General features: G+C 55.0%; 18 protein-coding genes. 13 read left to right on the top strand and 5 right to left on the bottom strand.

The window, feature by feature from the left end; all coding sequences use genetic code 11:
* Positions 1-391: 391 nt before the first annotated feature.
* The 7 genes from BZK42_RS21060 (at position 392) to csiE (ending at position 8,700) form a co-directional block, all read left to right on the top strand.
* Positions 392-1,375, top strand: a complete 984-nt coding sequence (locus BZK42_RS21060; RefSeq protein WP_003037665.1) for an autoinducer 2 ABC transporter substrate-binding protein — start codon at positions 392-394, stop codon at positions 1,373-1,375.
* 103 nt (positions 1,376-1,478) lie between these two features.
* Positions 1,479-2,987 carry a sugar ABC transporter ATP-binding protein gene (locus BZK42_RS21055; RefSeq protein WP_016154014.1) on the top strand — a complete coding sequence of 503 codons (1,509 nt, stop codon included), beginning with the start codon at positions 1,479-1,481 and terminating at the stop codon, positions 2,985-2,987.
* Positions 2,980-3,969, top strand: coding sequence for an ABC transporter permease (locus BZK42_RS21050; RefSeq protein ID WP_008785467.1), 990 nt, complete (start codon positions 2,980-2,982; stop codon positions 3,967-3,969). The genes BZK42_RS21055 and BZK42_RS21050 overlap by 8 nt, the downstream gene beginning before the upstream one ends.
* Position 3,970: 1 nt before the next feature.
* Positions 3,971-4,924, top strand: coding sequence for an ABC transporter permease (locus BZK42_RS21045; RefSeq protein ID WP_047416445.1), 954 nt, complete (start codon positions 3,971-3,973; stop codon positions 4,922-4,924).
* A 17-nt stretch (positions 4,925-4,941) separates the two neighbouring features.
* The gene (locus tag BZK42_RS21040) at positions 4,942-6,579 is read left to right on the top strand and encodes an FGGY-family carbohydrate kinase (RefSeq protein WP_003847100.1); all 1,638 of its coding nucleotides are present in this window, start codon (positions 4,942-4,944) and stop codon (positions 6,577-6,579) included.
* On the top strand, positions 6,576-7,175 hold the full coding sequence (locus BZK42_RS21035) for a KpsF/GutQ family sugar-phosphate isomerase (RefSeq protein WP_047358248.1): 600 nt from the start codon (positions 6,576-6,578) through the stop codon (positions 7,173-7,175). The genes BZK42_RS21040 and BZK42_RS21035 overlap by 4 nt, the downstream gene beginning before the upstream one ends.
* A gap of 247 nt (positions 7,176-7,422) precedes the next feature.
* Positions 7,423-8,700 (top strand): stationary phase inducible protein CsiE, encoded by a 1,278-nt coding sequence (csiE, locus tag BZK42_RS21030; protein WP_080860033.1) that lies wholly within the window; start codon positions 7,423-7,425, stop codon positions 8,698-8,700.
* Here csiE and BZK42_RS21025 read toward each other — a convergent pair.
* The 4 genes from BZK42_RS21025 to BZK42_RS21010 all read right to left on the bottom strand — a co-directional run bounded on the left by BZK42_RS21025 (position 8,695) and on the right by BZK42_RS21010 (position 15,552).
* Positions 8,695-9,843, bottom strand: coding sequence for a 3-phenylpropionate MFS transporter (locus tag BZK42_RS21025; protein ID WP_016154017.1), 1,149 nt, complete (start codon positions 9,841-9,843; stop codon positions 8,695-8,697). The two genes, csiE and BZK42_RS21025, sit on opposite strands and share 6 nt — an antisense overlap.
* 88 nt (positions 9,844-9,931) lie before the next feature.
* Complete coding sequence (locus BZK42_RS21020) at positions 9,932-10,774, bottom strand: aldose 1-epimerase (protein ID WP_080860031.1); 843 nt, start codon at positions 10,772-10,774, stop codon at positions 9,932-9,934.
* Positions 10,774-12,213 (bottom strand): sugar porter family MFS transporter, encoded by a 1,440-nt coding sequence (locus BZK42_RS21015; protein WP_046275225.1) that lies wholly within the window; start codon positions 12,211-12,213, stop codon positions 10,774-10,776. Before BZK42_RS21015 ends, BZK42_RS21020 begins: the two co-directional genes overlap by 1 nt.
* Before the next feature lie 72 nt (positions 12,214-12,285).
* Positions 12,286-15,552, bottom strand: a complete 3,267-nt coding sequence (locus tag BZK42_RS21010) for a DUF5107 domain-containing protein (protein ID WP_080860029.1) — start codon at positions 15,550-15,552, stop codon at positions 12,286-12,288.
* A 114-nt stretch (positions 15,553-15,666) separates the two neighbouring features.
* Between BZK42_RS21010 and BZK42_RS21005 the strand changes: the two genes are divergently transcribed.
* A complete protein-coding gene (locus tag BZK42_RS21005; RefSeq protein WP_046275227.1) occupies positions 15,667-16,860 on the top strand; it encodes an ROK family transcriptional regulator in 1,194 nt (397 codons plus the stop codon).
* Between the two features lie 3 nt (positions 16,861-16,863).
* On the opposite strand, the gene hcaR is transcribed toward BZK42_RS21005, so the two are convergent.
* Positions 16,864-17,757 carry a DNA-binding transcriptional regulator HcaR gene (gene hcaR, locus BZK42_RS21000; protein ID WP_046275228.1) on the bottom strand — a complete coding sequence of 298 codons (894 nt, stop codon included), beginning with the start codon at positions 17,755-17,757 and terminating at the stop codon, positions 16,864-16,866.
* A 135-nt stretch (positions 17,758-17,892) separates the two neighbouring features.
* On the opposite strand from hcaR, the gene hcaE reads away from it, so the two are divergent.
* Genes hcaE through hcaD form a run of 5 tightly spaced genes read left to right on the top strand, consistent with a single transcriptional unit; the run spans position 17,893 to position 22,110 of the window.
* The gene (gene hcaE / locus BZK42_RS20995; protein WP_046275229.1) at positions 17,893-19,254 is read left to right on the top strand and encodes a 3-phenylpropionate/cinnamic acid dioxygenase subunit alpha; all 1,362 of its coding nucleotides are present in this window, start codon (positions 17,893-17,895) and stop codon (positions 19,252-19,254) included.
* Positions 19,251-19,769 (top strand): 3-phenylpropionate/cinnamic acid dioxygenase subunit beta, encoded by a 519-nt coding sequence (gene hcaF, locus BZK42_RS20990; protein ID WP_016154024.1) that lies wholly within the window; start codon positions 19,251-19,253, stop codon positions 19,767-19,769. Before hcaE ends, hcaF begins: the two co-directional genes overlap by 4 nt.
* Entirely contained in the window at positions 19,769-20,089 is a 321-nt protein-coding gene (gene hcaC / locus BZK42_RS20985; protein WP_016154025.1) for a 3-phenylpropionate/cinnamic acid dioxygenase ferredoxin subunit, read from the top strand. Before hcaF ends, hcaC begins: the two co-directional genes overlap by 1 nt.
* Positions 20,086-20,898 carry a 3-phenylpropionate-dihydrodiol/cinnamic acid-dihydrodiol dehydrogenase gene (hcaB, locus tag BZK42_RS20980; protein ID WP_019077395.1) on the top strand — a complete coding sequence of 271 codons (813 nt, stop codon included), beginning with the start codon at positions 20,086-20,088 and terminating at the stop codon, positions 20,896-20,898. The genes hcaC and hcaB overlap by 4 nt, the downstream gene beginning before the upstream one ends.
* Positions 20,899-20,907: 9 nt before the next feature.
* Complete coding sequence (hcaD, locus tag BZK42_RS20975; RefSeq protein ID WP_080860027.1) at positions 20,908-22,110, top strand: phenylpropionate dioxygenase ferredoxin reductase subunit; 1,203 nt, start codon at positions 20,908-20,910, stop codon at positions 22,108-22,110.
* Positions 22,111-22,118 lie beyond the last annotated feature (8 nt).

Genomic DNA, 22,118 nt, shown 5'->3' with positions numbered 1-22,118 from the left:
CACAAATAATGATGCTGTGTTTGGCGAAAGTGTGCTGAGGATACCATTGAACGAAAAAATGTTGAGCCTCCTTTTCCGGTATCGATTCAGTTCTCAATTTCAACAATTTCTTCTTCAGCAACATCCTCCCAAATACCTTTTCGTCGCCACAACTTAAGTAAAATGATAACAATTTGTTAATTTATGGTTTCATTTTAATGCTTTGTTAACACTGAATTTAAATTCCTGAGTGTATTTCCGTTCAAATTTAACCAATATTTAACCATTTATTTTCCATAAAATTACAATAATGGGCATAGATCACATTCACCAAACTTGTAATTCATTCCCTCTTCCATTCGTTGTTAACTTCACGCCGTGACATGTCCTGCCCCCTACGAAAGGTACAACTATGAAATTCAAACTCGCATTACTCAGTGCAACCCTGGTTTCTGCATGCATGTTGTCCGGCACGTCCTTTGCGGCGGAAAAATATGAAATTGCTGTGGTTGCCAAAGTCACCGGGATTCCGTGGTTTAACCGGATGGAAACCGGTGTTAATGAAGCAGCAAAAAAACTGGATGTGAATGCTTACCAGACCGGGCCTTCCACGCCGGATCCGGCACAGCAGGTCAAAGTGATTGAGGATCTGATCGCCAAAAACGTCAACGCCATCATCGTGGTACCGAATGATGCCAAGGTCCTTGAGCCAGTACTGAAAAAAGCGCGCGATAAAGGCATTGTCGTTCTGACGCACGAATCCCCGGATGAGCAAATTGGCCAATGGGATATCGAAACCATCGATAGTGAAAAATACGCACAGGCCAACGTCGATGAGTTAGCAAAAAACATGGGCGGCAAAGGGGGTTACGCCATCTATGTCGGTTCACTGACGGTGCCGCTGCATAACGCGTGGGCGGATTATGCAATTAAGTACCAGAAAGAAAAATATCCGGAAATGTTTGAGGTCACTTCACGTCTGCCGGTTGCGGAAAGCATCGATAAATCCTACGCCACAACGCTGGACCTCATGAAAACTTATCCGCAGATGAAAGGCATTATCGGTTTCGGCTCGCTGGGTCCAATCGGGGCGGGTCAGGCTGTGCAGAAAAAACGCGCCAAAGATAAAATCGCCGTTGTCGGGATTGCAATGCCAGCACAGGCTGCACCTTACCTGATGCGCGGTGATATCAAAAAAGCGCTGCTGTGGGATCCAAAAGACGCGGGCTACGCGCTGGTAACGGTTGCCGATCAGCTGTTGCAGGGCAAAGAAGTTAACGCCGACCTGAGTATCGATGGTTTAGGGAAAGCCGATATCGACACGGAGAAGAAAGTGATCCGCTTTAACAAGATCCTCGAAGTCACCAAAGACAACGCACAATCACTTGGTTTCTAAGGCTTTAGCCAACACCAGGGAACCTTAACGCCGGCCGTCTGGCCGGCGCTATCAACCAAACTAACACTCAGCGTCCATCCGGGCGCTCGCAGGGGTATTGTCCATGGCAGACACCACCGCATTTATCACTCTTGAGAATATCAGCAAACAATTCCCGGGCGTGCTGGCGCTGGATAACGTGAATCTGACGCTGAGAAAAGGCGAAGTTCACTGTCTGGCGGGTCAAAACGGCTGTGGTAAAAGTACCATTATTAAAGTGATCTCCGGAGTTTATCATCCGGAAAAAGGCGCGCAGATTTTACTCGATGGCAAATTGTTCCATCACCTGACGCCGCAGCTCTCTTCCCATTATGGCATTCAGGTTATTTACCAGGACCTGTCGTTATTCCCTAACTTTAGCGTCGCGGAGAATATCGCGGTTAACCGCTATCTGCCCGGTGGCGATATCTGGGTACGTCGTGGCGCCATGAAGCAGCAGGCGCTGGCAGCCATGAAGCGCATCGGTGTGAACATCGATCCCGATAAAAAGGTTGAAAAACTCTCGATTGCCGACCGACAACTGGTCGCCATTTGCCGGGCGATTGCCGCCGACGCGCGTCTGGTGATTATGGACGAGCCTACCGCCTCACTAACCCGTCAGGAGGTTAATGGCCTGCTACGGGTCGTTAACGAACTAAAAGCTGCCGGAATTTGTGTAGTGTTTGTCAGCCACCGTCTGGATGAAGTGATGGAAGTGGCTGACCGCATCAGCGTGATGCGCGACGGCAAACTGGTGGGCACTTATCCTGCCAGCGAACTCGACAGCCACGAGCTGGCTTTCCTGATGACCGGACAACGCTTCCACTATAGCCCGCTGCCGGAAAGACCCGCTATTGAGCAAGAGCCCCTGCTGGAACTGCGCAACCTCAGCCGCAGAGGCAAATACCAAAACATTAATCTGTCGCTGCACGGCGGCGAGATTGTCTCCATTGTGGGCCTGCTGGGCGCCGGACGCACCGAACTTTGTCTGAGCCTGTTTGGCATGACGCACCCAGAAAGCGGTGAGATTCGCATTAACGGCCAGCCGGTCACTCTTCGCAATAACCATGACGCCATCAAACATGGGATCGGCTACGTCTCAGAAGATCGCCTGACGCAGGGGCTGATCATGGAGCAGTCGATCTACGACAACACCATCGTCACGGTGTTTGATCAACTGCATACCGGCAGCGGCCTGCTCGATCACCGTAAAGCGCAAAAACTGGTCGCCGACTTGATCCGCGAGCTGAATATCAAAGTGTCCGATCCACACCTGCCGGTTAAAACCCTTTCCGGCGGTAATGCCCAGCGTATCGCCATTGCCAAATGGGTGGCGACTAACCCCCGCATCCTGATCCTCGACTCCCCTACCGTAGGCGTAGATATCGCCAACAAAGAGGGTATTTACCAGATAGCCCGCGATTTGGCGGAACAGGGTATGGCGGTGCTGATGATTTGCGATGAAATCCCGGAAGCGTATTACAACAGCCACCGCGTGCTGGTGATGCGTCGCGGCAGGCTGGTGGCGGAATTTAATCCTCATCAGTGCCGTGAAGAGGAGATTGCTGAAGTGGTCGAGGTAATCAATGAATAAGATGCATCTCTCCCGTTTAATCGGGCAACATGAATTTTGGCTGGGCCTGCTGGTTGTGGCCCTTGCCGTTGGGCTGAGCATCAGCACCGATGAGTTCTTGTCTTTGGGGAACCTGACGGATGTGGCTACCAGCTATGCGATTCTCGGCATCCTTGCCTGCGGGCTGTTTGTGGTACTGATTTCCGGCGGGATCGACATCTCATTTCCGGCGATGACCGCGATAGCCCAGTATGCGATGGCCAGTTGGGTTATCGGCCACGGCGGCAACTTCGCGCTGGCGTTAATCATCGCGATTGCGGTGGGTCTGCTGCTGGGACTTATTAATGGTTTCCTGGTCTACTGGCTGCGCGTTCCGGCCATCATCATTACCATCGCCACGTTGAACGTTTACTACGGTCTGCTGGTGTACGCCACCAAAGGCACCTGGCTGTACGGCTTTCCGGACTGGTTTATGAACGGCATCAATTGGTTCTCGTTCACCGCGGCGGATGGCTACGACTACGGCTTGACACTGCCTCTGCTGTGCCTGGCGGCTGTGATCATCTTTACCGCCGTGCTGATGAACTATACCCGTCTTGGCCGTCAGGTTTACGCCATGGGCGGTAATCGTGATGCGGCCTCGCGCCTGGGGCTGAATCTGCTGAAGCTGCATTTCTACGTGTATGGCTACATGGGCATTCTGGCAGGCGTTGCCGCCGTGGTTCAGGCGCAAATCACCCAGTCAGTTGCGCCCAATTCGCTGCTCGGCTTTGAGTTGACGGTGCTGGCGGCGGTCGTGCTCGGCGGAACCAGCATGAGCGGCGGACGCGGAACATTAACCGGAACCCTGCTCGGCGTGGTTCTGCTGGCCTTCTTACAAAATGGCCTGACGCTGCTCAGCGTCTCCTCTTACTGGCACACCGTGTTCAGCGGCGCCATTATCCTGGTCAGCATTAGCGCCACGGCCTGGAACGAAAAACGCAAACTGGCAAGGGAGCTTTGAGATGAAAACAATCGCCAGATTTTTACCCGGTGATGCCATCATTCGTCTGCAATGCGTCATTATTGTGGTCGTCGCCCTGGTCTTCTCGGCCCTGCTCGGCAGCCGTTTTTTCAGCGTCGCTAACTTCCAGTCGATTGGCTCGCAGCTGCCGATCCTTGGCATGCTGGCCCTCGGGATGGGTATGACCATGCTGACCGGCGGCATAAACCTGTCGATAATTGCAGGAGCGAATGCCTGCTCGCTGGTAATGGCGGCGATTATCGTCACCCATCCGGATAACCCGCTGTTTCTGGTGCTGGCGCTGATGGCAGGCGCTGCCGTGGCGGTCGCAATCGGTACGCTCAACGGCGCGCTGATTGCCTGGGTCGGGGTTTCGCCGATTCTCGCCACGCTCGGCACGATGACGCTTATCTCCGGGCTGAATATTCTGCTTTCCAATGGGACAGTGATTTCCGGTTTCCCGACCGCCATTCAATATCTTGGTAACGCCACGATTGCCGGTATTCCGGTAGCGCTGCTGCTCTTTTTCCTGGTGGCAATCCTGCTGTGGGTACTGCTGGAGCACACCACGCTTGGGCGCAGTCTGTATCTCGTGGGTTCCAATGAACAGGCTACCCGCTACAGCGGCGTAAATACCGTCCGGGTACAAATTTCCGTGTACGTGATTTCTGCCCTGCTCGGCTGGGTCGCCGCCATTCTGATGATGGCGAAATTCAACTCGGCAAAAGCCGGATACGGTGAGTCATACCTGCTGGTCACCATCCTTGCCTCCGTCCTCGGCGGCATCAACCCGGATGGCGGTTTCGGGCGCATTATCGGCCTGGTACTGGCGCTGATTGTGCTGCAAATGCTGGAAAGCGGCCTTAACTTGCTGGGGGTGAGCAGCTATCTGACGATGGCCCTGTGGGGCGCGGTGCTGATCCTCTTTATCGCATTACAGAATCGTAAAGCCTGATTTCAGGAGAAAAAATTATGGCAAGTTACTTTATTGGTGTGGATGTCGGAACCGGAAGCGCCCGTGCCGGCGTGTTTGATCTCAACGGCAGAATGGTCGGCCAGGCCAGTCGGGCTATCGAGATTTACCGCCCGCAGGCCGATTTTGTTGAGCAGTCTTCCGATAACATCTGGCAGGCGGTGTGTAACGCGGTTCGCGATGCGATTAACCAGTCGGATATCAACCCAATCCAGGTGAAAGGTCTGGGCTTTGACGCTACCTGCTCACTGGTGGTGCTGGATAAAGAAGGTAAACCGCTGACCATCAGCCCGTCCGGGCGCAGCGAACAGAACATCATTGTGTGGATGGATCACCGCGCCATTACCCAGGCTGAACGCATTAACGCCCTGCATCATCGGGTGCTGGACTACGTTGGCGGCATTATCTCCCCGGAAATGCAAACGCCCAAGCTGCTGTGGCTGAAGCAGCATATGCCCAATACCTGGGCCAATGCGGGTTACTACTTTGATCTGCCCGATTTTCTGACCTGGCGCGCAACTGGCGATGACACACGATCATTGTGTTCGACAGTGTGTAAATGGACCTATATGGGCCATGAAGACAAATGGGATGCCAGCTATTTCCGCCAGATTGGGCTGGAAGACCTGCTGGAACATGATGCTGCCAAAATTGGTCGCTACGTGAAAACCATGGGCGAACCGCTCGGTCACGGGCTGTCCGCGCGCGCCGCCAGCGAAATGGGACTGATTCCGGGGACCGCGGTCAGCGTCTCGATAATCGATGCCCACGCCGGCACGCTCGGTACGCTCGGCGCAAGCGGAGTTTCCGGCGAGGTGGCGGATTTTGACCGTCGTGTCGCGCTAATTGGTGGCACCTCCACCGGACACATGGCGATTTCCAAAGAGCCGCGTTTTATCGGCGGCGTCTGGGGTCCTTACTACTCAGCCGTACTGCCGGAATACTGGCTCAATGAAGGCGGGCAGTCAGCAACCGGGGCGTTAATCGACCACGTTATTCAGTCGCATCCGTGTTACGAAACCCTGCTGACGCAGGCTAAGTCTCAGGGGCAAACCATTTATGAAGTGCTGAATGCGCTGCTGCGTAAAATGGCTGGTGAGCCGGAAGATATCGCCTTTTTGACCCGAGACATGCACATCCTGCCCTATTTCCACGGCAACCGCTCGCCGCGCGCTAACCCCACGCTCACGGGAGCAATCACCGGACTGAAGCTGTCCCGCACGCCGGAAGATATGGCGCTCCAGTACCTCGCAACCATCCAGGCCATTGCGCTGGGAACGCGCCATATCATTGAAACGATGAACCAAAGCGGCTACACCATCGATACGATTATGGCCAGCGGCGGCGGGACGAAAAACCCAATCTTCGTTCAGGAGCATGCCAACGCCACCGGTTGCGCCATGCTGCTGCCTGAAGAGAGCGAAGCCATGCTGCTGGGCGGCGCGATGATGGGGACTATCGCCGCAGGCGTGTTCGACACGTTCCCGGAAGCGATGTCGGCAATGAGCCGGATTGGTAAAACGGTCACCCCGCAGACCAATCGCATTAAGCAGTACTACGATCGCAAATATCGGGTATTCCACGAGATGTATCAGGATCATATGAAATACCGCCAACTGATGCAGGAGGACGCATGAGTGACTCCTGGTCTCAGGCCACCGGCGTATTTCAGCTCTATAGCGATGCCCTCGCAGGTCTGGGACAGCATCTGACTGAACCGGTCTGGCAGTCGCTAATGGCGGAGCTGCGCGGTTGCCAGGGGAAAATCGTCGTCACTGGCGTCGGTACATCCGGTATTGCGGCGCGTAAAGTTGCGCACATGCTCGCCTGCGTGGAACGTCCGGCGATTTACCTCAACGCGACGGATGCGGCGCATGGCGATCTCGGTTTTTTACGCGCCGACGACCTGGTCATTATGCTATCACGCGGGGGAAATTCGGATGAACTCACCCGACTGCTGCCCGGACTGGCTGCGAGAAATGTGCCCATCCTGAGCGTGACTGAAAACGCCGACTCAGCCATTGCTAAAGCGTCGAGGCTGGTGATTTCCACCGGCGTCCAGCGTGAGGCCGACCCGTTGAACATGTTGGCCACCACCTCAATTTTACTGGTCCTGGCTATCTTTGACGCCGCCTGCGCCTGTCTGATGAGCGAAAGCGGTTACTCAAAAGAGACGCTATTGTCTGTACATCCTGGCGGTGATGTGGGATTAACGCTGAGCCGCGAGCAGTAACAACAGACCTCGCATTTCCACTCGTCTTCTCAACCCGTCACCCTCAGGCGGGTTTTTTTATGTCTCAATAGAAGATAAAACAGTGAAAAAGCCAGTTAACGCGCTGCGTTCCACTCCTGCTATCTGTTCCGCACGTTAAAAATTCTGTGACGCTCTCCAGCATTCCTGGTGGAAAGCATTCCATTCTCCAAATCTATGAGCAAACTTTAGCTATTCTTATCAAACATACTTACGGGAGATCCTACAGATGATGTCAACGCTTGCTCCACCATCTGTACTTTCCGCTCCCCAGCGCCGTTGCCAGGTGCTGCTGACGCTTTTCCTGCCAGGGCAAATCGCTACAGCTCAAACCTTCAGTAGCCTCAATGGCGTTGATGATGCCACTGTTGAGGAAGATATTATTGGCGCAGGACTCGAAATCCAGCGCTATCACCGACTCGCGATTACCACCGCGCTGAATGGCGGCTATACGATCGAAGGGACCCCGCTAAATCAGCGCCTGTGTCTGTTGCAGTGGCTGCGCCGCGGTCTGCGGATCTGCCCGACTTTCATCGCCCAGCATTTCACACCCGCATTAAAAATGGCGCTGAAACAACAAGGTATCGCGCGTACGCTGTATGACGACACCAATCTGCATGCGCTCATTAATCTGTGCTCCCGGCGCTTGCAGAAGCCGTTTGAGTACCGTGACATCCAGTTCCTGCGCCTGTATTTACAGTATTGTCTGCTACAGCATCACGCGGGAGTCACCCCGGAATTTAATCCGCTCCAGCAACGCTGGGCGCAATCCTGCGCAGAGTATCCGCTCGCGGAGGAAATTGGCCGCCACTGGCAGCGCCACGTCATGCAGAGTGCGCCGCCGGGCGAATCGCTGTTTATGGCGTTGTTGTTCTCAATGCTCCGTATCCCCGACCCTGTGCGCGATAACCACCAGCAGGATCGTCGCCTGCGTCTTGCTATTGCACGGCTGGTGCTGCGTTTTCGCGAGTATGGCAATGTACGCTTCAGCGATGAGCAAGGACTGAACGATCAGCTGTATATTCACCTTGCCCAGGCGCTTAACCGCAGCGTGTTTGCCATTGGCATAGATAACACGCTGCCGGAGGAGTTCAGCCGACTTTATCCCCGTCTGGTTCGTACTACCCGCGAGGCGATACATGGCTTCGAAGCGGAGTACGATGTGCAGTTTTCAGAAGAAGAGATCGGGCTGGTCGCCGTTATTTTCGGTGCCTGGCTGATGCAGGAGAAGGATTTGCACGAGAAGCAGATTATCCTGCTGACCGGCAACAATGAACAACTTGAAACGCATATTGAGCAACAGCTGCGCGAACTGACGCTGCTGCCGCTCAACGTAAAACATATGCCGATGCAGGACTTTCAAAAACAGGGTTCGCCGCGCGGAGTCACTCTGATTATTACGCCGTATACCACGCCGCTGCCGCTGTTTTCACCGCCGTTGATTCATGCGGATCTGGCACTTACGCCGCATCAGCAGCAGCAGATCCGCAAAATCCTCGAATCATAACGTTGCAGGCTGCGCCACCACCTTCGGGCGCAGAAAGATTGCCGGTAGCGCCACCAGCGCCATCACCCAGAATACGCCGTTGCCCAGATTCTGGTACAGGTAGCCTGCGAATACGGTCATGATGGCGATGCTGCCGCCCATCGCCACCGCAGAATACACCGCCTGCAAACGTATCACTTCGCTGCCCTGGCGCGTCGCGATATAGCGCATTGCCGCCAGGTGGCAGACGGTAAAGGTTCCGCAATGGAGGATTTGCACCACAATCAGCCACGGTAGCTCAGTGCTCCAGCCCATCAACCCCCAACGTGCCACGCCGCAAACGGCGGAAAGCAGCAGCAAATCGCGCGCGCTAAAGCGGCGGAATAGCTTGTGACTGAGAGCGAAAATAATCACTTCCGCCACCACGCCTAATGACCATAAATAGCCCACCGCCGAAGCGGAATATCCGGCAGACTGCCAGTAGATGGCGCTGAAACCGTAATAAGCGGCATGCGCACCTTGCAACAGACTCACACAGGCAAGAAAACGCCAGCTTTGGGTTATCAACACGCGCCAGGCGGGCCATCCAGCGCTCTCCTGCTGACGGTTTTCCCCTGCTGGCTGCACGCTCGGGCGGATCATCATCCCCAATAGCATCGACGCGACGCCAAGCGACAGCAGGACCAGGATCACCCGATAGTCAAACAGGCTCACCAGCTTGCCGGTCAGCGCGGAGCCAATCACAAAGGCAACGGATCCCCACAGTCTTACCCGACCGTAGTCCATGGTTATCTGTTTTTGCCAGGTGTTGGCCAGCGCGTCGGTCAACGGCACCAGCGGCGAGAAAAACAGGTTAAAGCCGACCATCACCACCATCAGCCACGCCACGTTGGTGCCCGCCCAGAAGGCCAGCGCAAACACCAGCGTCAACAGGGCCAGAATACGTAAAGCGGAGATCAGACGAGAGGGATCGCTTACGCGCGGCGCAATCAGCAAACTGCCGAGAAAACGGGCAATCAGCCCCGCGCCCAGCAGTAAACCGATGGTTTCCGGCGTCAGCCCCAGCCCTTCGAGCCAGACGCTCCAGAAAGGCAGAAAAATACCGTAGCTAAAGAAGTAGGTGAAATAACCGAGCGCCAGCCAGCGCGTGGAATGCAAAGCCATGAATCCCTCCCGTTTGGAGGCGATAGTCTGGCGACAAACGTAGGCTGGCGCAAGAGAGCATTAACAGGCAGATAACATGATTTTTGCCCTATTCGACGCAAATCTGCATCACAAAATGGCAGCGTTCTCCCTGCGCTAAAACCTGCAATCCCGGCTGCCCCTGCATGTGGTGGGCATTCACCGGATGCGTTTGCGGCTCCAGGCACAAGAACTCCTCACCCGACATTCTGAACAGCATCAACCATGGAGTTTGCGCTAAAATCGTGACTTTCATCACATCTCGCTGAATAACGGCCCGTCCGCTCCAGCCAGAATATCCAACATTTAGCCAGCTATCCTCGCCGTATTGCGCGTACATGAAATCCGCCGCTGGAGGGATTTCACGTTGCCATTCCAGCGGCAGATGCTGTTCCCCCTCCGGCCAGTAGCCGCTGGTGGTGAATTGCGCCGTGCTGTGCTTATCAAAAGCGAAAAACGGATGGAACCCACAGCCATAAATCATCGGCTGTTCACCGCAATGGGTGAGCGTCAACGAGACGTGCAGGCTTGAGGTTTCCAGTTGATAGCAAAGTTGCGCCGTATAGTCATAGCCACAGGGATGCCAACTGCGCAACTGCAGCAAACAACCGCTTTGGGTCACGGTGATAACCTGCCAGCGTTGCAGCCAGCCGTCACCGTGCAGGAAAAAGGTGTCATCTGCGCCATGTTGAGGTAACACCACCTCTTCACCGCGCAGCATAAAACGATTTCCCGCCACCCGATTCGCGACCGGCAGCATCGGGAACAGGCCGCAATCACCGGGCTGCTGACCATGACCTTCGCGTAAAATTGCCTGTTGATGTTGTAACGAAACCAGACTTAATAGCGAACCGCCCTGCGGATCTACGCACATCCGCAGATGTGCGTTTTGTAGCATCAGCAGACCATCCATTAGCGAGCGCTTCGTTGTTGGGCTGATGCGCCAACTTTCGTATGCTGCGCCGCCAGCTGCTCTTCCAGCGCTTCCAGCGTCACGCCTTTGGTTTCCGGAACATTACGCAGAACATACATGAATCCCATCGCGCAAATCACACCGTACAACAGGAAGCTTCCCGACGCGCCCAGACTCGCATTGAGCAGCGGGAAAGTATAGGTCAGCAGGAAGCAGGCAATCCACAGCGCTAGCGTACCGAGCGACATCGCCAGCCCGCGGACGCGGTTAGGGAAAATTTCAGACAGCAGCACCCAGGTCACCGGGGCCAGCGTCAGGGCATAAATAGCGATCGCCGCCAGCACCAGAACCAGAACCGGCCAGCCCATAATGCCCAACCCGTACGCCCCGGCAATCAGCATATAGATAACCGTTAATCCTGACGCCCCGAACAACATCAGTTTACGGCGACCAATTTTGTCTACTAACGGCAGAGCGGCAAGGGTAAAGACCAGATTGATGATCCCTGTCGCCACGATCGATTTTAACGTACCGTTGATGTCGAATCCGGCAGAGGCGAAGATCTCCTGCGCATAGTTGAAAATAACGTTGATCCCACACCACTGCTGGAACACTGCCAGCACCATTCCAATAATCACGATCGGTTTGATCTGCGGTTGTAACAGCGTTGACCACGCGACCTTGTGATTATCTTTTTGCAACGTATGTTCAATCTCTTTCAGCGTTTGACCAGCATATTCCGCCGAACCAATGCGCTGCAGCATGGTACGCGCACGATCGGCTTTGCCTGCTTTCACCAGCCAGCGCGGCGATTCAGGTACAAAGAACATCAGTACCAGGAAAATTATCGCGGGCACTAATTCAGCGCCAAACATCCAACGCCAGCCCGTCTGACCGTTCCAGCTTTCCACAATCGCCTGCTGCGTAGCGCCTGAGGCTACAGGTTCGGCAATCATCAGGTTGATAAGCTGCGCCGCCAGTACGCCAATCACGATAGTGAGCTGGTTAACGGCAACAAAGCGCCCACGCTTTTCAGCCGGGCTAACCTCGGCGATATACAACGGGCTTAGCGCAGACGCCAGACCAATCCCCACGCCTCCAACGATGCGATAAACAATAAACATGTCGAAATTACTGGCGACGGCAGTTCCCCAGGCGGAAGCGCTAAAGAGGATCGCCGAGAGAATCAGCGGCATCTTTCGGCCAAACTTATCGGCGCACCATCCGGAAATCAGCGCGCCAAAGATACAACCGACCAAAGCCGAACTCATCGCCCAGCCGGATTGCGCCGGATCGGTAATCGAGAAATAGGCTTCATAGAAGGGTTTTGCCCCACCGATCACCACCCAGTCATAGCCAAACAGTAAACCACCGCAGGCCGCAACCAGGCAGATAGTCCAGACGTAACCAATCTTTAAATGTGTCTGCGCGTTATTCATTATGATTCCTCTTTCAGGGAAACGCAGGGGACAGTAGGTTTCGGGTGAGGTTGCCCCCACCCATTTCGGGTGTTACTGGAAAAGCCTTACGTTAATGGCGTGACGTAGCAGTAATGCCTTGTCATGCGCCGGATTGAGCTGCAGGAGTGCGTCAAGATCGCGCTGGCAAGCAGCACTATTTCCCAACCCCAGATGCCCGAGCACACTGATAAACAGGCAGTGTTGCTGGTGTTTTGCTTGTGCTGAGGTATCCAGTACCACCAGATCGGGTAGCGATACGGCAAAGAAATCGACATCCGGGACATTGTCGCGATGCGATTCAACCCATTGCAGGAAGCTATTAAACAGAGCGTTCGCCTGAGCATCATCGCCAAGTTTTCTCTGCGCCATACCCTGCCAGAAGAGATAATCCACAGGCTGGTCGTTGTAGTAACGGCCAGCATCCAGTGTGCTACCGCCGCGTGTCGCACGGGAGAAGTAACGCTGGGATTCATCAAAACACCCCTGCTGCTGCGCGCAATGTCCCAGTAAATACCAAATATCGTTATCCGTTTGTCCGGGTAAACGCCCCTCCCCGAGGTTTTGCGGGTAGTGCAACGCCTGTTGCAACTGCGCGATGGCGGTTTGCGGGTCGCCGGACTGAATGGCAGCCAGCGCACGATGCATCTGATTCAGCAAATATTGCCCGGTGGCTTTGCCTTCACCACCTTCCCACGGATGGAACACGCGCTCACGTAATACTGCTGCGGCATCGTCGTAACGCCCTAATCCATTCCACAGACTGAGCAGTTCCACCGTCAGATCGTCACGATGGAAGACAATCTCTTTGCTGGCTTCCAGTCGCTGCAGGCGCAGCTCAGCCGGTTGCGCCATCAGCTTCTTGAGATAGTCGAGTTCAAACAGGAAACGGGCATTTTGCGGCTCCAGTGCCACGGCCTGCGACAGATACTGCATCGCCTGCTGCGCATCATGCAGTTTGTTCCAGGCATAGATCCCCAGTAAGCGGTGTACAGGAGCGAAGTCCGCTTCCTGCGCAAGGGTAAACTGCCAGCAGGATACCGCTTCGGCATAACGCCGTTTGCTGTACCAGAAACAGCCAAGTAAATAGCGGGCAAAAGCGCTCTGTTCGAGGGTTTGCAGCATCTGCACTTCATCCAGCGTATTGGGGAAACGAACGCGGTTTTGCAGGCATTCGCGGGCACGTTCGATGAAGGGTTGTGGGTTGTCACTTAGCGAGGCGCGCCACAGCATAGGCAGCGTTTCCTGGCTGTCGAGCAGTTCCAGCACGCCACGGGCAGCATCCTTTTGCCCCAATGAGATCAGCCAGCCTGCCAGTTCACACGCGTTGGTTCCGCGCCGCCCGGTAATCGAGATCAGCGCTTGCGCCGTCGCCTCGTCCTGACATATGGCCCAGCGCGCATAGTGCAGGGTGTAGCTCAGAGGATAATCAACCAGCTGTTGGCGAATGTAGTCCAGGGCTTGCGGAATGCGATCAAGTTTTGCCAGCGCCAGCGCTTTCAGTCCCATCGCCAGGTTATTACTGCCGTTAAAGCGCAGGCTCTGCTCGACCTTTTCCAACGCGCCAACGTAGTCCTGACGCTTCATCGCCAGACGCGCTAACGACCAGAAAGCCGCATCCCGACAGTTGCCGCTCCAACTGGCCTTATAATAATGATCCCAAGCACTGTCATCGTCGCCCTGACGTTCCTGTGCGGCGGCCAGCAGCATGCTCGCCTCGCCATCACGCGGATTTTTATTGAGCTTATGCGCCCGTTCCAGCGCCTTACTCGCACAATGCGCCGTCAGCGCCCAGTCCGCGCGGTTTAGCGCCAGCGTCCCCAGGGCCACATTATTGCGGTAATCCAGCGGATCAACATCCAGCGCGCGGCGATAATAATCTTCAGCATAGCGGCTGGCATGGTTGTACTGCTCCAGATGCTGACCAATAAAATAGAGTTCATCGGTATTAGAGAGTGCTTCTGGCTGTGCTGGCGCGACGGCCGCCGAAGGCAGCGGTAACTCTTGCGCGATGTGCTCTTCGTACTGCAAAAGCGTAGCACCATCGGCGTTAGTGACGGTCATTGTCACCCGGGTATGGTCATTGTCTGACACATCAGTCAGCCAGCTCTGTCCCGGCTCCAGAGTGAGTGTATTTTCATAGAATGGCTGCCCGTGTGCGGCAAGCGTAACCTGAACATCGCGTAACGGCGCAATCGCATAAATGCCCACAGAAAGCTGGCGACTCTCACGCACCAGACGAAGCGCCAACTGCGTGCTGGCGTTTTGCACCATACCCAGTTCGCTGTAAGGCAGGAAGTTTTGCACGAAGACTTTCTCTTCGTACGGCGCAAGCCAGGTGAAATCCGGCTGGTTATCGGTAAAGACCCCGGTCATAAGTTCGATATACGGACCGTTGTCATCAGTGAGATTACGATCCCAGGCAACGCCAAAGTCGCCATAACCCCAAGTCCACTGTTTTTTCCCTGGCGAAACGTGGTGATCGGCCACATGCAGCAACCCACCGCGCTCGCCGTGATGCCAGGCACCAACAAAATCATAATCAGATTTTTCAGCCATATAGGAGGTCGGCACTGGTACGTTTTTGTAGCGCGAGATATCCACGCCAGCCGAATAGTCCACTTTGTAGTATGTGCCGGTGGCGATGGGAAACGCAGAGACATCGCGCTTACCGTGGTCGAATACCGCCGTCACATCCGGTGGAAACACGCTCTGGTGATCGTCGCCGCCCTTCACCGCCGGATTCGCCCACCATAAGAAGTGGCGCGGGGTAGCGTTACCGTTAAAAACCTTCCCGGTTATCTCGATCAACGCGCGATCCGGATACAGCGTGAATCCGGTCATGACCTGTAAACCACGCATGGGCTCTACCTCGCCCATCCAGACGGTGTATTCGCCCTGCTCACCCTGCTGTTGCGTAAAATCCACCGGCATAAAGGTGGTCGGGCGATGATGTTGCGGCCAGTTAAACTCAATGCCGCCAGAGATCCACGGCCCAAGCAGACCGACCAGCGCAGGTTTTACCACTTCGTTGTAGTAGACGAAGTCGCGCTGCTGCACTTTGTCATACGCTCGATGAATGCGTCCGCCTAACTCCGGCAGCAGCATGATGCGAATGAAGTCATTCTCCATCCATACCGCCTGATAGTCGCGCATTTCACGTTTGCCGGTCAGCGTATCAATCACGCCATAGGGATAAACCGCTCCTGAAGACCCCTGATAAACTCGCTTTTCCAGAAACATTGGGTTGGCGTCTTCTTCACCCGCTGTCCACGTGGGGAGGGTGATCGTTTCCTGCCAAACTTTTACTGAACCGTACATGCCGCGCTCCACTTAATAAACAAAAGTAAAAATTCAACTTGATGCTATTCTGCGGCAGTTAAGTGGCGTTAAAATGCACAATGCTCACGCAATATAGTTAAGGGAGTTAAGTGAATGCAGCGTTCGGGGTTCAACAACGCCAGGGTACGTCAGGCGAATAAACAGATTTTTTTGTCACATCTGTGGCGAGAAAAGCAGCTCAGCAAGTCACAGCTGGCGCAGCTCACCAGCCTGTCGATCCCGGCGGTTAGCAATATCCTCGAAGAACTGATGGATGAAGGAAGAATCAGCCATTCGCGAGAAACTTTAAGCCAGCGCGGTTTGAGCAGTGGCAGCTACCATTTGCCAGAAAAAGGTGCCTGGACGCTGTGTATCAACGTCACCCCCACCAGCATCACCAGTCAACTGGCGGATGCTCGGCTGGTTGCCGTCGGCGACTGGCAGCATGAAGTCATCAACCCCGAATCGCCAAAAGCGCTGCTGACAGCATTGGCGGCGCACTGGCGGGAATACCGTCGACAATTTCCCGAGGTCACGATTAATCTGGCGCTTGGCGTTCACGGTCAGGTTGATCCGATAACCGGCGCATCAAAAACCATGCCTCAGGCGCCGTGGAAAACACCGGTGGAAATAAAATATCTGCTGGAGGAGATGCTCGGCGTACAGGTCCGGCTGGATAATGACTGCGTGATGCTGGCGCTGGCGGAAAAATGGCAAAACCCGGCGGCTAACGGTGATTTTTGCGTGATTAACGTTGATTACGGTATTGGCTCATCGTTTGTGATTAACGATAACATCTGGCGCGGGAGTCTGTATGGCAGCGGTCAGATTGGACATACCATCATTCATCCCGATGGGATCGCCTGTGACTGTGGCCGTTATGGCTGTCTGGAAACAGTGGCGTCATTGAGCGCGTTGAAAAAGCAGGCCCGCGTGTGGATGAAATCGCAGCCGACATCCCTTTACGACCCGGAAACGCTCACCACCGACCAGCTTATAACTGCCTGGCAACACGGAGATGTTCGCATTCAGGCCTGGGCCGAACATGCCGCCAGCGCCATCGGCCTGAGTCTTTATAATTTTTTGAATATACTGAACATTAATCAAATATGGTTGTATGGTCGTAGCTGTGCATTTGGCGATAGCTGGCTCAATACGCTGGTACAGCAAACCGGGTTTAATCCGTTCGATCACGGCGATAACCCGCGTGCCAGAGCAACTCAGATAAGCTTCGGTCAGCTTAATCGCCCTCAGCAACTCATGGGAATTGGCTATCTTTATGTCGAATCACAGCTTAGCGAGCTGTAGTCATTACTCCGCCAGGCTCACGGCTAAACGTTCATGCACAGTGGCGATAAAATCGGTCAATGCCGGTTTGATTGGCCCTTTTTTCCACGCCATCAGCAGGGCAATGGTCGGAACATCGCCAACAATAGGCCGAAAAACCACCTGCCCGGTATTAAAATTATTCATATAACCGGGTATCAAAGTCACCCCCAGCCCCATGCCGACCAGATTCATGGTCACCAGAATATTGGTCGCTACCTGCACAATATTGGGCTGGCTTTCCTGCTGCTGAAACCAGTTTTTGACAATCATCGCTAGCGCCCCGGAATAAGCGGGATCGGTACTGACAAAATTTACGCCGTGTAACTGTTCTGCGGAGATCGCTTGCTCATTGGCTAACGGATGATTCACCGGTAACACCACGACCAGCGGCTCATGAATCAGCTCCAGATAATCCAGCTCCGGGCTGTACACCGGGTGACGCATTAAGCCCACGTCCAGTTCTCCGTTGAGGATCCTTTCTTCCTGTTCGGTGGTTATCAGGCTTACCAGCTCAATGTGTGTATCCGGTTGTTTTAAACGAAATAAGGGTAGCACCTTCGGGAGCAAATTCACCTCAGCGGAAGGGACAAAACCAATAGCGAAATGATTATCTTCCTGCCCCGTTTTACGGGCGCGAACTTTGGCATTTTCCGCCTGCTCAAGGATCGCCAGCGCATCCTGTAAAAAGCACTCCCCGGCCGCCGTCAGCGCAACTTTTCGCTTGTCCCGCACCAGTAACGGAACGCCCACGCAGGTTTCCAGATCGCGGATCTGGCTGCTTAATGACGGCTGAGAGGTATGCAGCTTTTCTGCCGCCCGGGTGAAATTCAGCGCCTGCGCCACCGCCACAAAATAGCGTAAGTGCCTCAGTTCCATGCCCTTCTCCTTGTTATCGAAAAAATGTCTCAACTGGTAGAAATTTACTATTTCACAGATTGATAACTAACCAGCAACATCCTTATGGCACAAAAATAGAAGGTCAATACATCTTATCTTTCAGGATTAAAAAATATGACCACACCCTCAAATTTAGACATCTACCAACTGATCGACACGCAAAACGGTCGTGTAACCCCACGGATTTATACTGACCCAGAAATTTACCAACTGGAACTGGAACGCATCTTCGGGCGCTGCTGGCTATTTCTCGCCCACGAAAGCCAAATCCCCAAAGCCGGTGATTTTTTTAACACCTACATGGGCGAGGATGCGGTCGTGGTGGTTCGCCAGAAAGACGGCAGCATCAAAGCGTTTCTCAACCAGTGCCGCCACCGGGCGATGCGCGTCAGCTACGCCGACTGCGGGAACACTCGCGCCTTTACCTGCCCGTATCACGGCTGGTCGTACGGTATCAATGGCGAGCTGATCGACGTTCCGCTGGAGCCTCGCGCTTACCCGCAAGGGCTATGCAAATCGCACTGGGGACTGAACGAAGTTCCTGGCGTAGAGAGCTATAAAGGGCTGATTTTCGGCAACTGGGACACCACCGCGCCCACGCTACGCGATTATCTCGGCGACATCGCGTGGTATCTCGACGGTGTGCTTGACCGCCGCGAAGGCGGCACAGAAATCGTCGGCGGCGTACAGAAGTGGACCATCGACTGTAACTGGAAATTCCCCGCCGAACAGTTTGCCAGCGATCAGTATCACGCATTGTTCAGTCATGCCTCCGCTGTGCAGGTGTTGGGGGCAAAAGACGACGGTAGCGATAAACGCCTCGGTGACGGACAAACCGCTCGCCCGGTGTGGGAAACTGCCAAAGATGCACTACAGTTCGGCCAGGACGGGCACGGCAGCGGCTTCTTCTTTACTGAAAAGCCGGATGCCAACGTGTGGGTCGACGGCGAAGTCTCCAGCTACTACCGCGACACCTACGCGGAAGCTGAACAGCGTCTGGGTAAGGTTCGTGCCCTGCGTCTGGCCGGTCACAACAACATTTTTCCAACGCTTTCCTGGCTCAATGGTACCGCTACGTTGCGCGTCTGGCATCCGCGCGGTCCTGATCAGGTTGAAGTGTGGGCGTTCTGTATTACCGATAAAGCCGCCTCTGATGAAGTGAAAGCCGCATTTGAAAACAGCGCTACGCGCGCTTTTGGCCCCGCCGGATTCCTTGAACAGGACGACTCGGAAAACTGGTGTGAAATTCAAAAACTGCTGAAGGGCCATCGGGCGCGTAATAGCAAACTGTGCCTGGAAATGGGGTTAGGTCAGGAGAGACGTCGTGAAGACGGCATTCCGGGGATCACCAACTACATCTTCTCAGAAACCGCCGCCCGCGGCATGTATCAGCGCTGGGCTGATTTACTCAGCAGCGAAAGCTGGCAGGAAGTGCAGGAAAAAACCGCCGCTTACCAGCAGGAGGTGATGAAATGAGTGCTTTAGTTTCCCTGGAACTGCATCACCGCATTACGCAGTTTCTCTACCATGAAGCCAGCCTGCTGGATGACTGGCAGTTTCGCGACTGGCTGGCACAGCTGGATGACGACATTCGCTATACCATGCGCACAACGGTCAATGCCCAGACGCGCGATCGTCGCAAAGGCGTGCAGCCGCCAACCACCTGGATTTTTAACGACAATAAAGATCAGCTTGAACGCCGTATTGCGCGACTGGAAACCGGAATGGCCTGGGCAGAGGAGCCGCCGTCGCGTACCCGGCACCTGATCAGCAACTGTCAGGTCAGTGAAACCGAAGTGCCGGATGTGTTCGCCGTGCGCCTTAACTATCTGCTGTATCGCGCGCAAAAAGAGCGCGATGAAACCTTTTACGTCGGCATGCGCATGGACAAAGTGCGCCGTTTACCGGGCGATGAGTGGCGCTTACTGGAGCGTGAGATCGTGCTGGATCAAGCGGTGATCACCTCCCATAACCTGAGTGTATTGTTCTGATGAGTCGTATTTATGCCTGCCCCGTAGGGGATTTGCCGGAGGGTGAAGCGCTCCGGCTCGACACCTCGCCTGTCATCGCGCTGTTCAACGTTGGCGGCGAGTTTTATGCCATTAACGATCGCTGTAGCCACGGTAATGCCTCGATGTCGGAAGGTTATCTGGAAGACGACGCGACGGTGGAATGCCCGCTACATGCCGCCAGTTTCTGCCTGAAAACCGGTAAGGCGTTGTGTTTACCTGCCACCGATCCGCTGACCACCTACGCGGTGTACGTGGAAGGTAGTGATGTGTTCGTTGATATTCCAGAGGACGCGAGATGAGCGATTTACGCGATAACGTGGTCTTTATCACCGGCGGCGGCTCCGGTCTTGGCCTGGCGCTGGTCGAGCGTTTCATTGAGGAAGGCGCGCGGGTCGCCACGCTGGAACTTTCGCCAGCCAAAGTCGCCAGCCTGCGCCAACGTTTTGGCGAACATGTGCTGGCAGTAGAAGGCAACGTCACCTGCTACGCCGACTATCAGCGCGCGGTGGATCAAATTCTGGCGCGCTACGGCACGCTGGACTGTTTGATCGGCAACGCCGGGATATGGGATCACAACGCCTCGCTGGTCAATACGCCAGCGGACGCGCTGGAGAGCGGCTTTCATGAGCTGTTTAACGTCAACGTGTTGGGCTATCTGCTGGGCGCAAAAGCCTGCGCCCCTGCGCTTATCGCCAGCGAAGGCAACATCATCTTTACCCTTTCCAACGCGGCGTGGTATCCCGGCGGCGGCGGTCCGTTGTATACCGCCTCTAAACATGCCGCCACCGGGTTGATTCGCCAGTTAGCCTACGAGCTGGCGCCAAAGGTGCGCGTCAACGGCGTCGGTCCGTGCGGCATGGCGACCGATCTGCGCGGCCCACAGGCGCTGGGCCAGGGCGATACGTCGATTATGCAGTCGCTGACGCCGGAAAAAATCGCCGCCATTTTGCCGTTGCAGTTTTTTCCTGAGCCAGCGGATTTTACCGGCCCGTATGTGATGCTGGCGTCAAAGCGCAACAATCGCACATTGAGTGGCGTGATGATCAATGCCGATGCCGGTTTGGGCATTCGCGGTATTCGTCACGTTGCCGCCGGACTGGATCTCTGAGGAGGCGTTATGAGCCCTAAAATTATCGCTATCGTCGGCGGTGGTCAGGCTGCGGCAATGGCCGCCGTCGCACTGTGTCAGCAAGGATTTAACGGCGAATTGCATCTGTTTTCCGATGAGCCGTATCAGCCCTATGAACGCCCTCCGCTCTCCAAAGCGATGCTACTGGACGAAAATCCACAACGACAGCCGATCCTGAACGCTGACTGGTGGCGGGAGAACAACGTACAGCTGCATCTTGGCGTCACGCTGCGTCAGATTGACCGCACCTCGCGCACGCTGATGCTCGCCGATGGTCAGTCCTACCGCTGGTCGCAGTTGCTGTTGGCGACCGGGGCCGCCGCCAGACCGCTGCCGCTACTGGATAAACTGGGCGAACGTTGCTTTACCCTGCGTCACGCCACAGATGCCGAGCGTCTGCGCGGTGCCTTGCTGCCGGGCAAGTCGATTGTGATTGTCGGTGCGGGCACCATTGGCCTGGAATTAGCGGCCAGCGCGATCCAACGCGGCTGTCGGGTGACGTTAGTGGAGCTGGCCTCAACGGTAATGGGCCGCAACGCCCCTGCTCCGGTGCGCGACTATCTGCTAAACCGCCACCGACAGGCAGGGGTGCGGGTGCTGCTCAACAGCGCCATTGAGCACGCTGAAGCGGGAGAGTTTCTCTCGCTTACCCTGCAAAACGGCGAGACGCTACAGGCCGATGCGCTGGTTTATGGCATCGGCATCGTGGCGAATGATGCGCTGGCTCGCGAAGCGGGGCTGGAGACGGCTAACGGTATTATCGTTGACTCCGCCTGCATCACCTCCGAACCCGCGATTTTTGCCGCTGGTGATGTGGCGATAACGCGCCAGCCCGACGGTTCGTTAGAACGGGTAGAAAGTTGGGAAAATGCCAATAACCAGGCACAGATTGCCGCTGCCGCAATGCTCAACCTGCCGTTGCCGGAGAAGACGCCAGGCTGGTTCTGGACTGACCAATTTAATGACAATCTGCAATTTGTTGGCGATATGCAAGGGCAAACATGGCTATGTCGTGGCAATCCGGATGACAGCAAGGCTATCTGGTTCCAACTGCATGATGGGAAGCTAATTGGCGCAGTAGCGCTCAACAACGGACGCGAAGTGCGCGCACTGCGTAAGTTAATTCATTCAGGACGAGTAGTAAGCGAGGAAGCACTGTGCAATGAAAGCGTGCCGCTGAAGTCGTTGTGATAGCAGCC

The sequence above is a fragment of the Citrobacter braakii genome, from assembly GCF_002075345.1.
Classification (GTDB): Bacteria; Pseudomonadota; Gammaproteobacteria; order Enterobacterales; family Enterobacteriaceae; genus Citrobacter; species Citrobacter braakii.
The sequence above is the reverse complement of the archived record's forward strand: the minus strand, read 5'-3'. Positions and strand labels throughout refer to the sequence as shown.

Coding starts and splice junctions, on each gene's coding strand:
- BZK42_RS21060 (WP_003037665.1), top strand. CDS start 392: ATGAAATTCAAACTCGCATTACTCAGTGCAACCCTGGTTTCTGCATGC.
- BZK42_RS21055 (WP_016154014.1), top strand. CDS start 1,479: ATGGCAGACACCACCGCATTTATCACTCTTGAGAATATCAGCAAACAA.
- BZK42_RS21050 (WP_008785467.1), top strand. CDS start 2,980: ATGAATAAGATGCATCTCTCCCGTTTAATCGGGCAACATGAATTTTGG.
- BZK42_RS21045 (WP_047416445.1), top strand. CDS start 3,971: ATGAAAACAATCGCCAGATTTTTACCCGGTGATGCCATCATTCGTCTG.
- BZK42_RS21040 (WP_003847100.1), top strand. CDS start 4,942: ATGGCAAGTTACTTTATTGGTGTGGATGTCGGAACCGGAAGCGCCCGT.
- BZK42_RS21035 (WP_047358248.1), top strand. CDS start 6,576: ATGAGTGACTCCTGGTCTCAGGCCACCGGCGTATTTCAGCTCTATAGC.
- csiE (WP_080860033.1), top strand. CDS start 7,423: ATGATGTCAACGCTTGCTCCACCATCTGTACTTTCCGCTCCCCAGCGC.
- BZK42_RS21025 (WP_016154017.1), bottom strand. CDS start 9,843: ATGGCTTTGCATTCCACGCGCTGGCTGGCGCTCGGTTATTTCACCTAC.
- BZK42_RS21020 (WP_080860031.1), bottom strand. CDS start 10,774: ATGGATGGTCTGCTGATGCTACAAAACGCACATCTGCGGATGTGCGTA.
- BZK42_RS21015 (WP_046275225.1), bottom strand. CDS start 12,213: ATGAATAACGCGCAGACACATTTAAAGATTGGTTACGTCTGGACTATC.
- BZK42_RS21010 (WP_080860029.1), bottom strand. CDS start 15,552: ATGTACGGTTCAGTAAAAGTTTGGCAGGAAACGATCACCCTCCCCACG.
- BZK42_RS21005 (WP_046275227.1), top strand. CDS start 15,667: ATGCAGCGTTCGGGGTTCAACAACGCCAGGGTACGTCAGGCGAATAAA.
- hcaR (WP_046275228.1), bottom strand. CDS start 17,757: ATGGAACTGAGGCACTTACGCTATTTTGTGGCGGTGGCGCAGGCGCTG.
- hcaE (WP_046275229.1), top strand. CDS start 17,893: ATGACCACACCCTCAAATTTAGACATCTACCAACTGATCGACACGCAA.
- hcaF (WP_016154024.1), top strand. CDS start 19,251: ATGAGTGCTTTAGTTTCCCTGGAACTGCATCACCGCATTACGCAGTTT.
- hcaC (WP_016154025.1), top strand. CDS start 19,769: ATGAGTCGTATTTATGCCTGCCCCGTAGGGGATTTGCCGGAGGGTGAA.
- hcaB (WP_019077395.1), top strand. CDS start 20,086: ATGAGCGATTTACGCGATAACGTGGTCTTTATCACCGGCGGCGGCTCC.
- hcaD (WP_080860027.1), top strand. CDS start 20,908: ATGAGCCCTAAAATTATCGCTATCGTCGGCGGTGGTCAGGCTGCGGCA.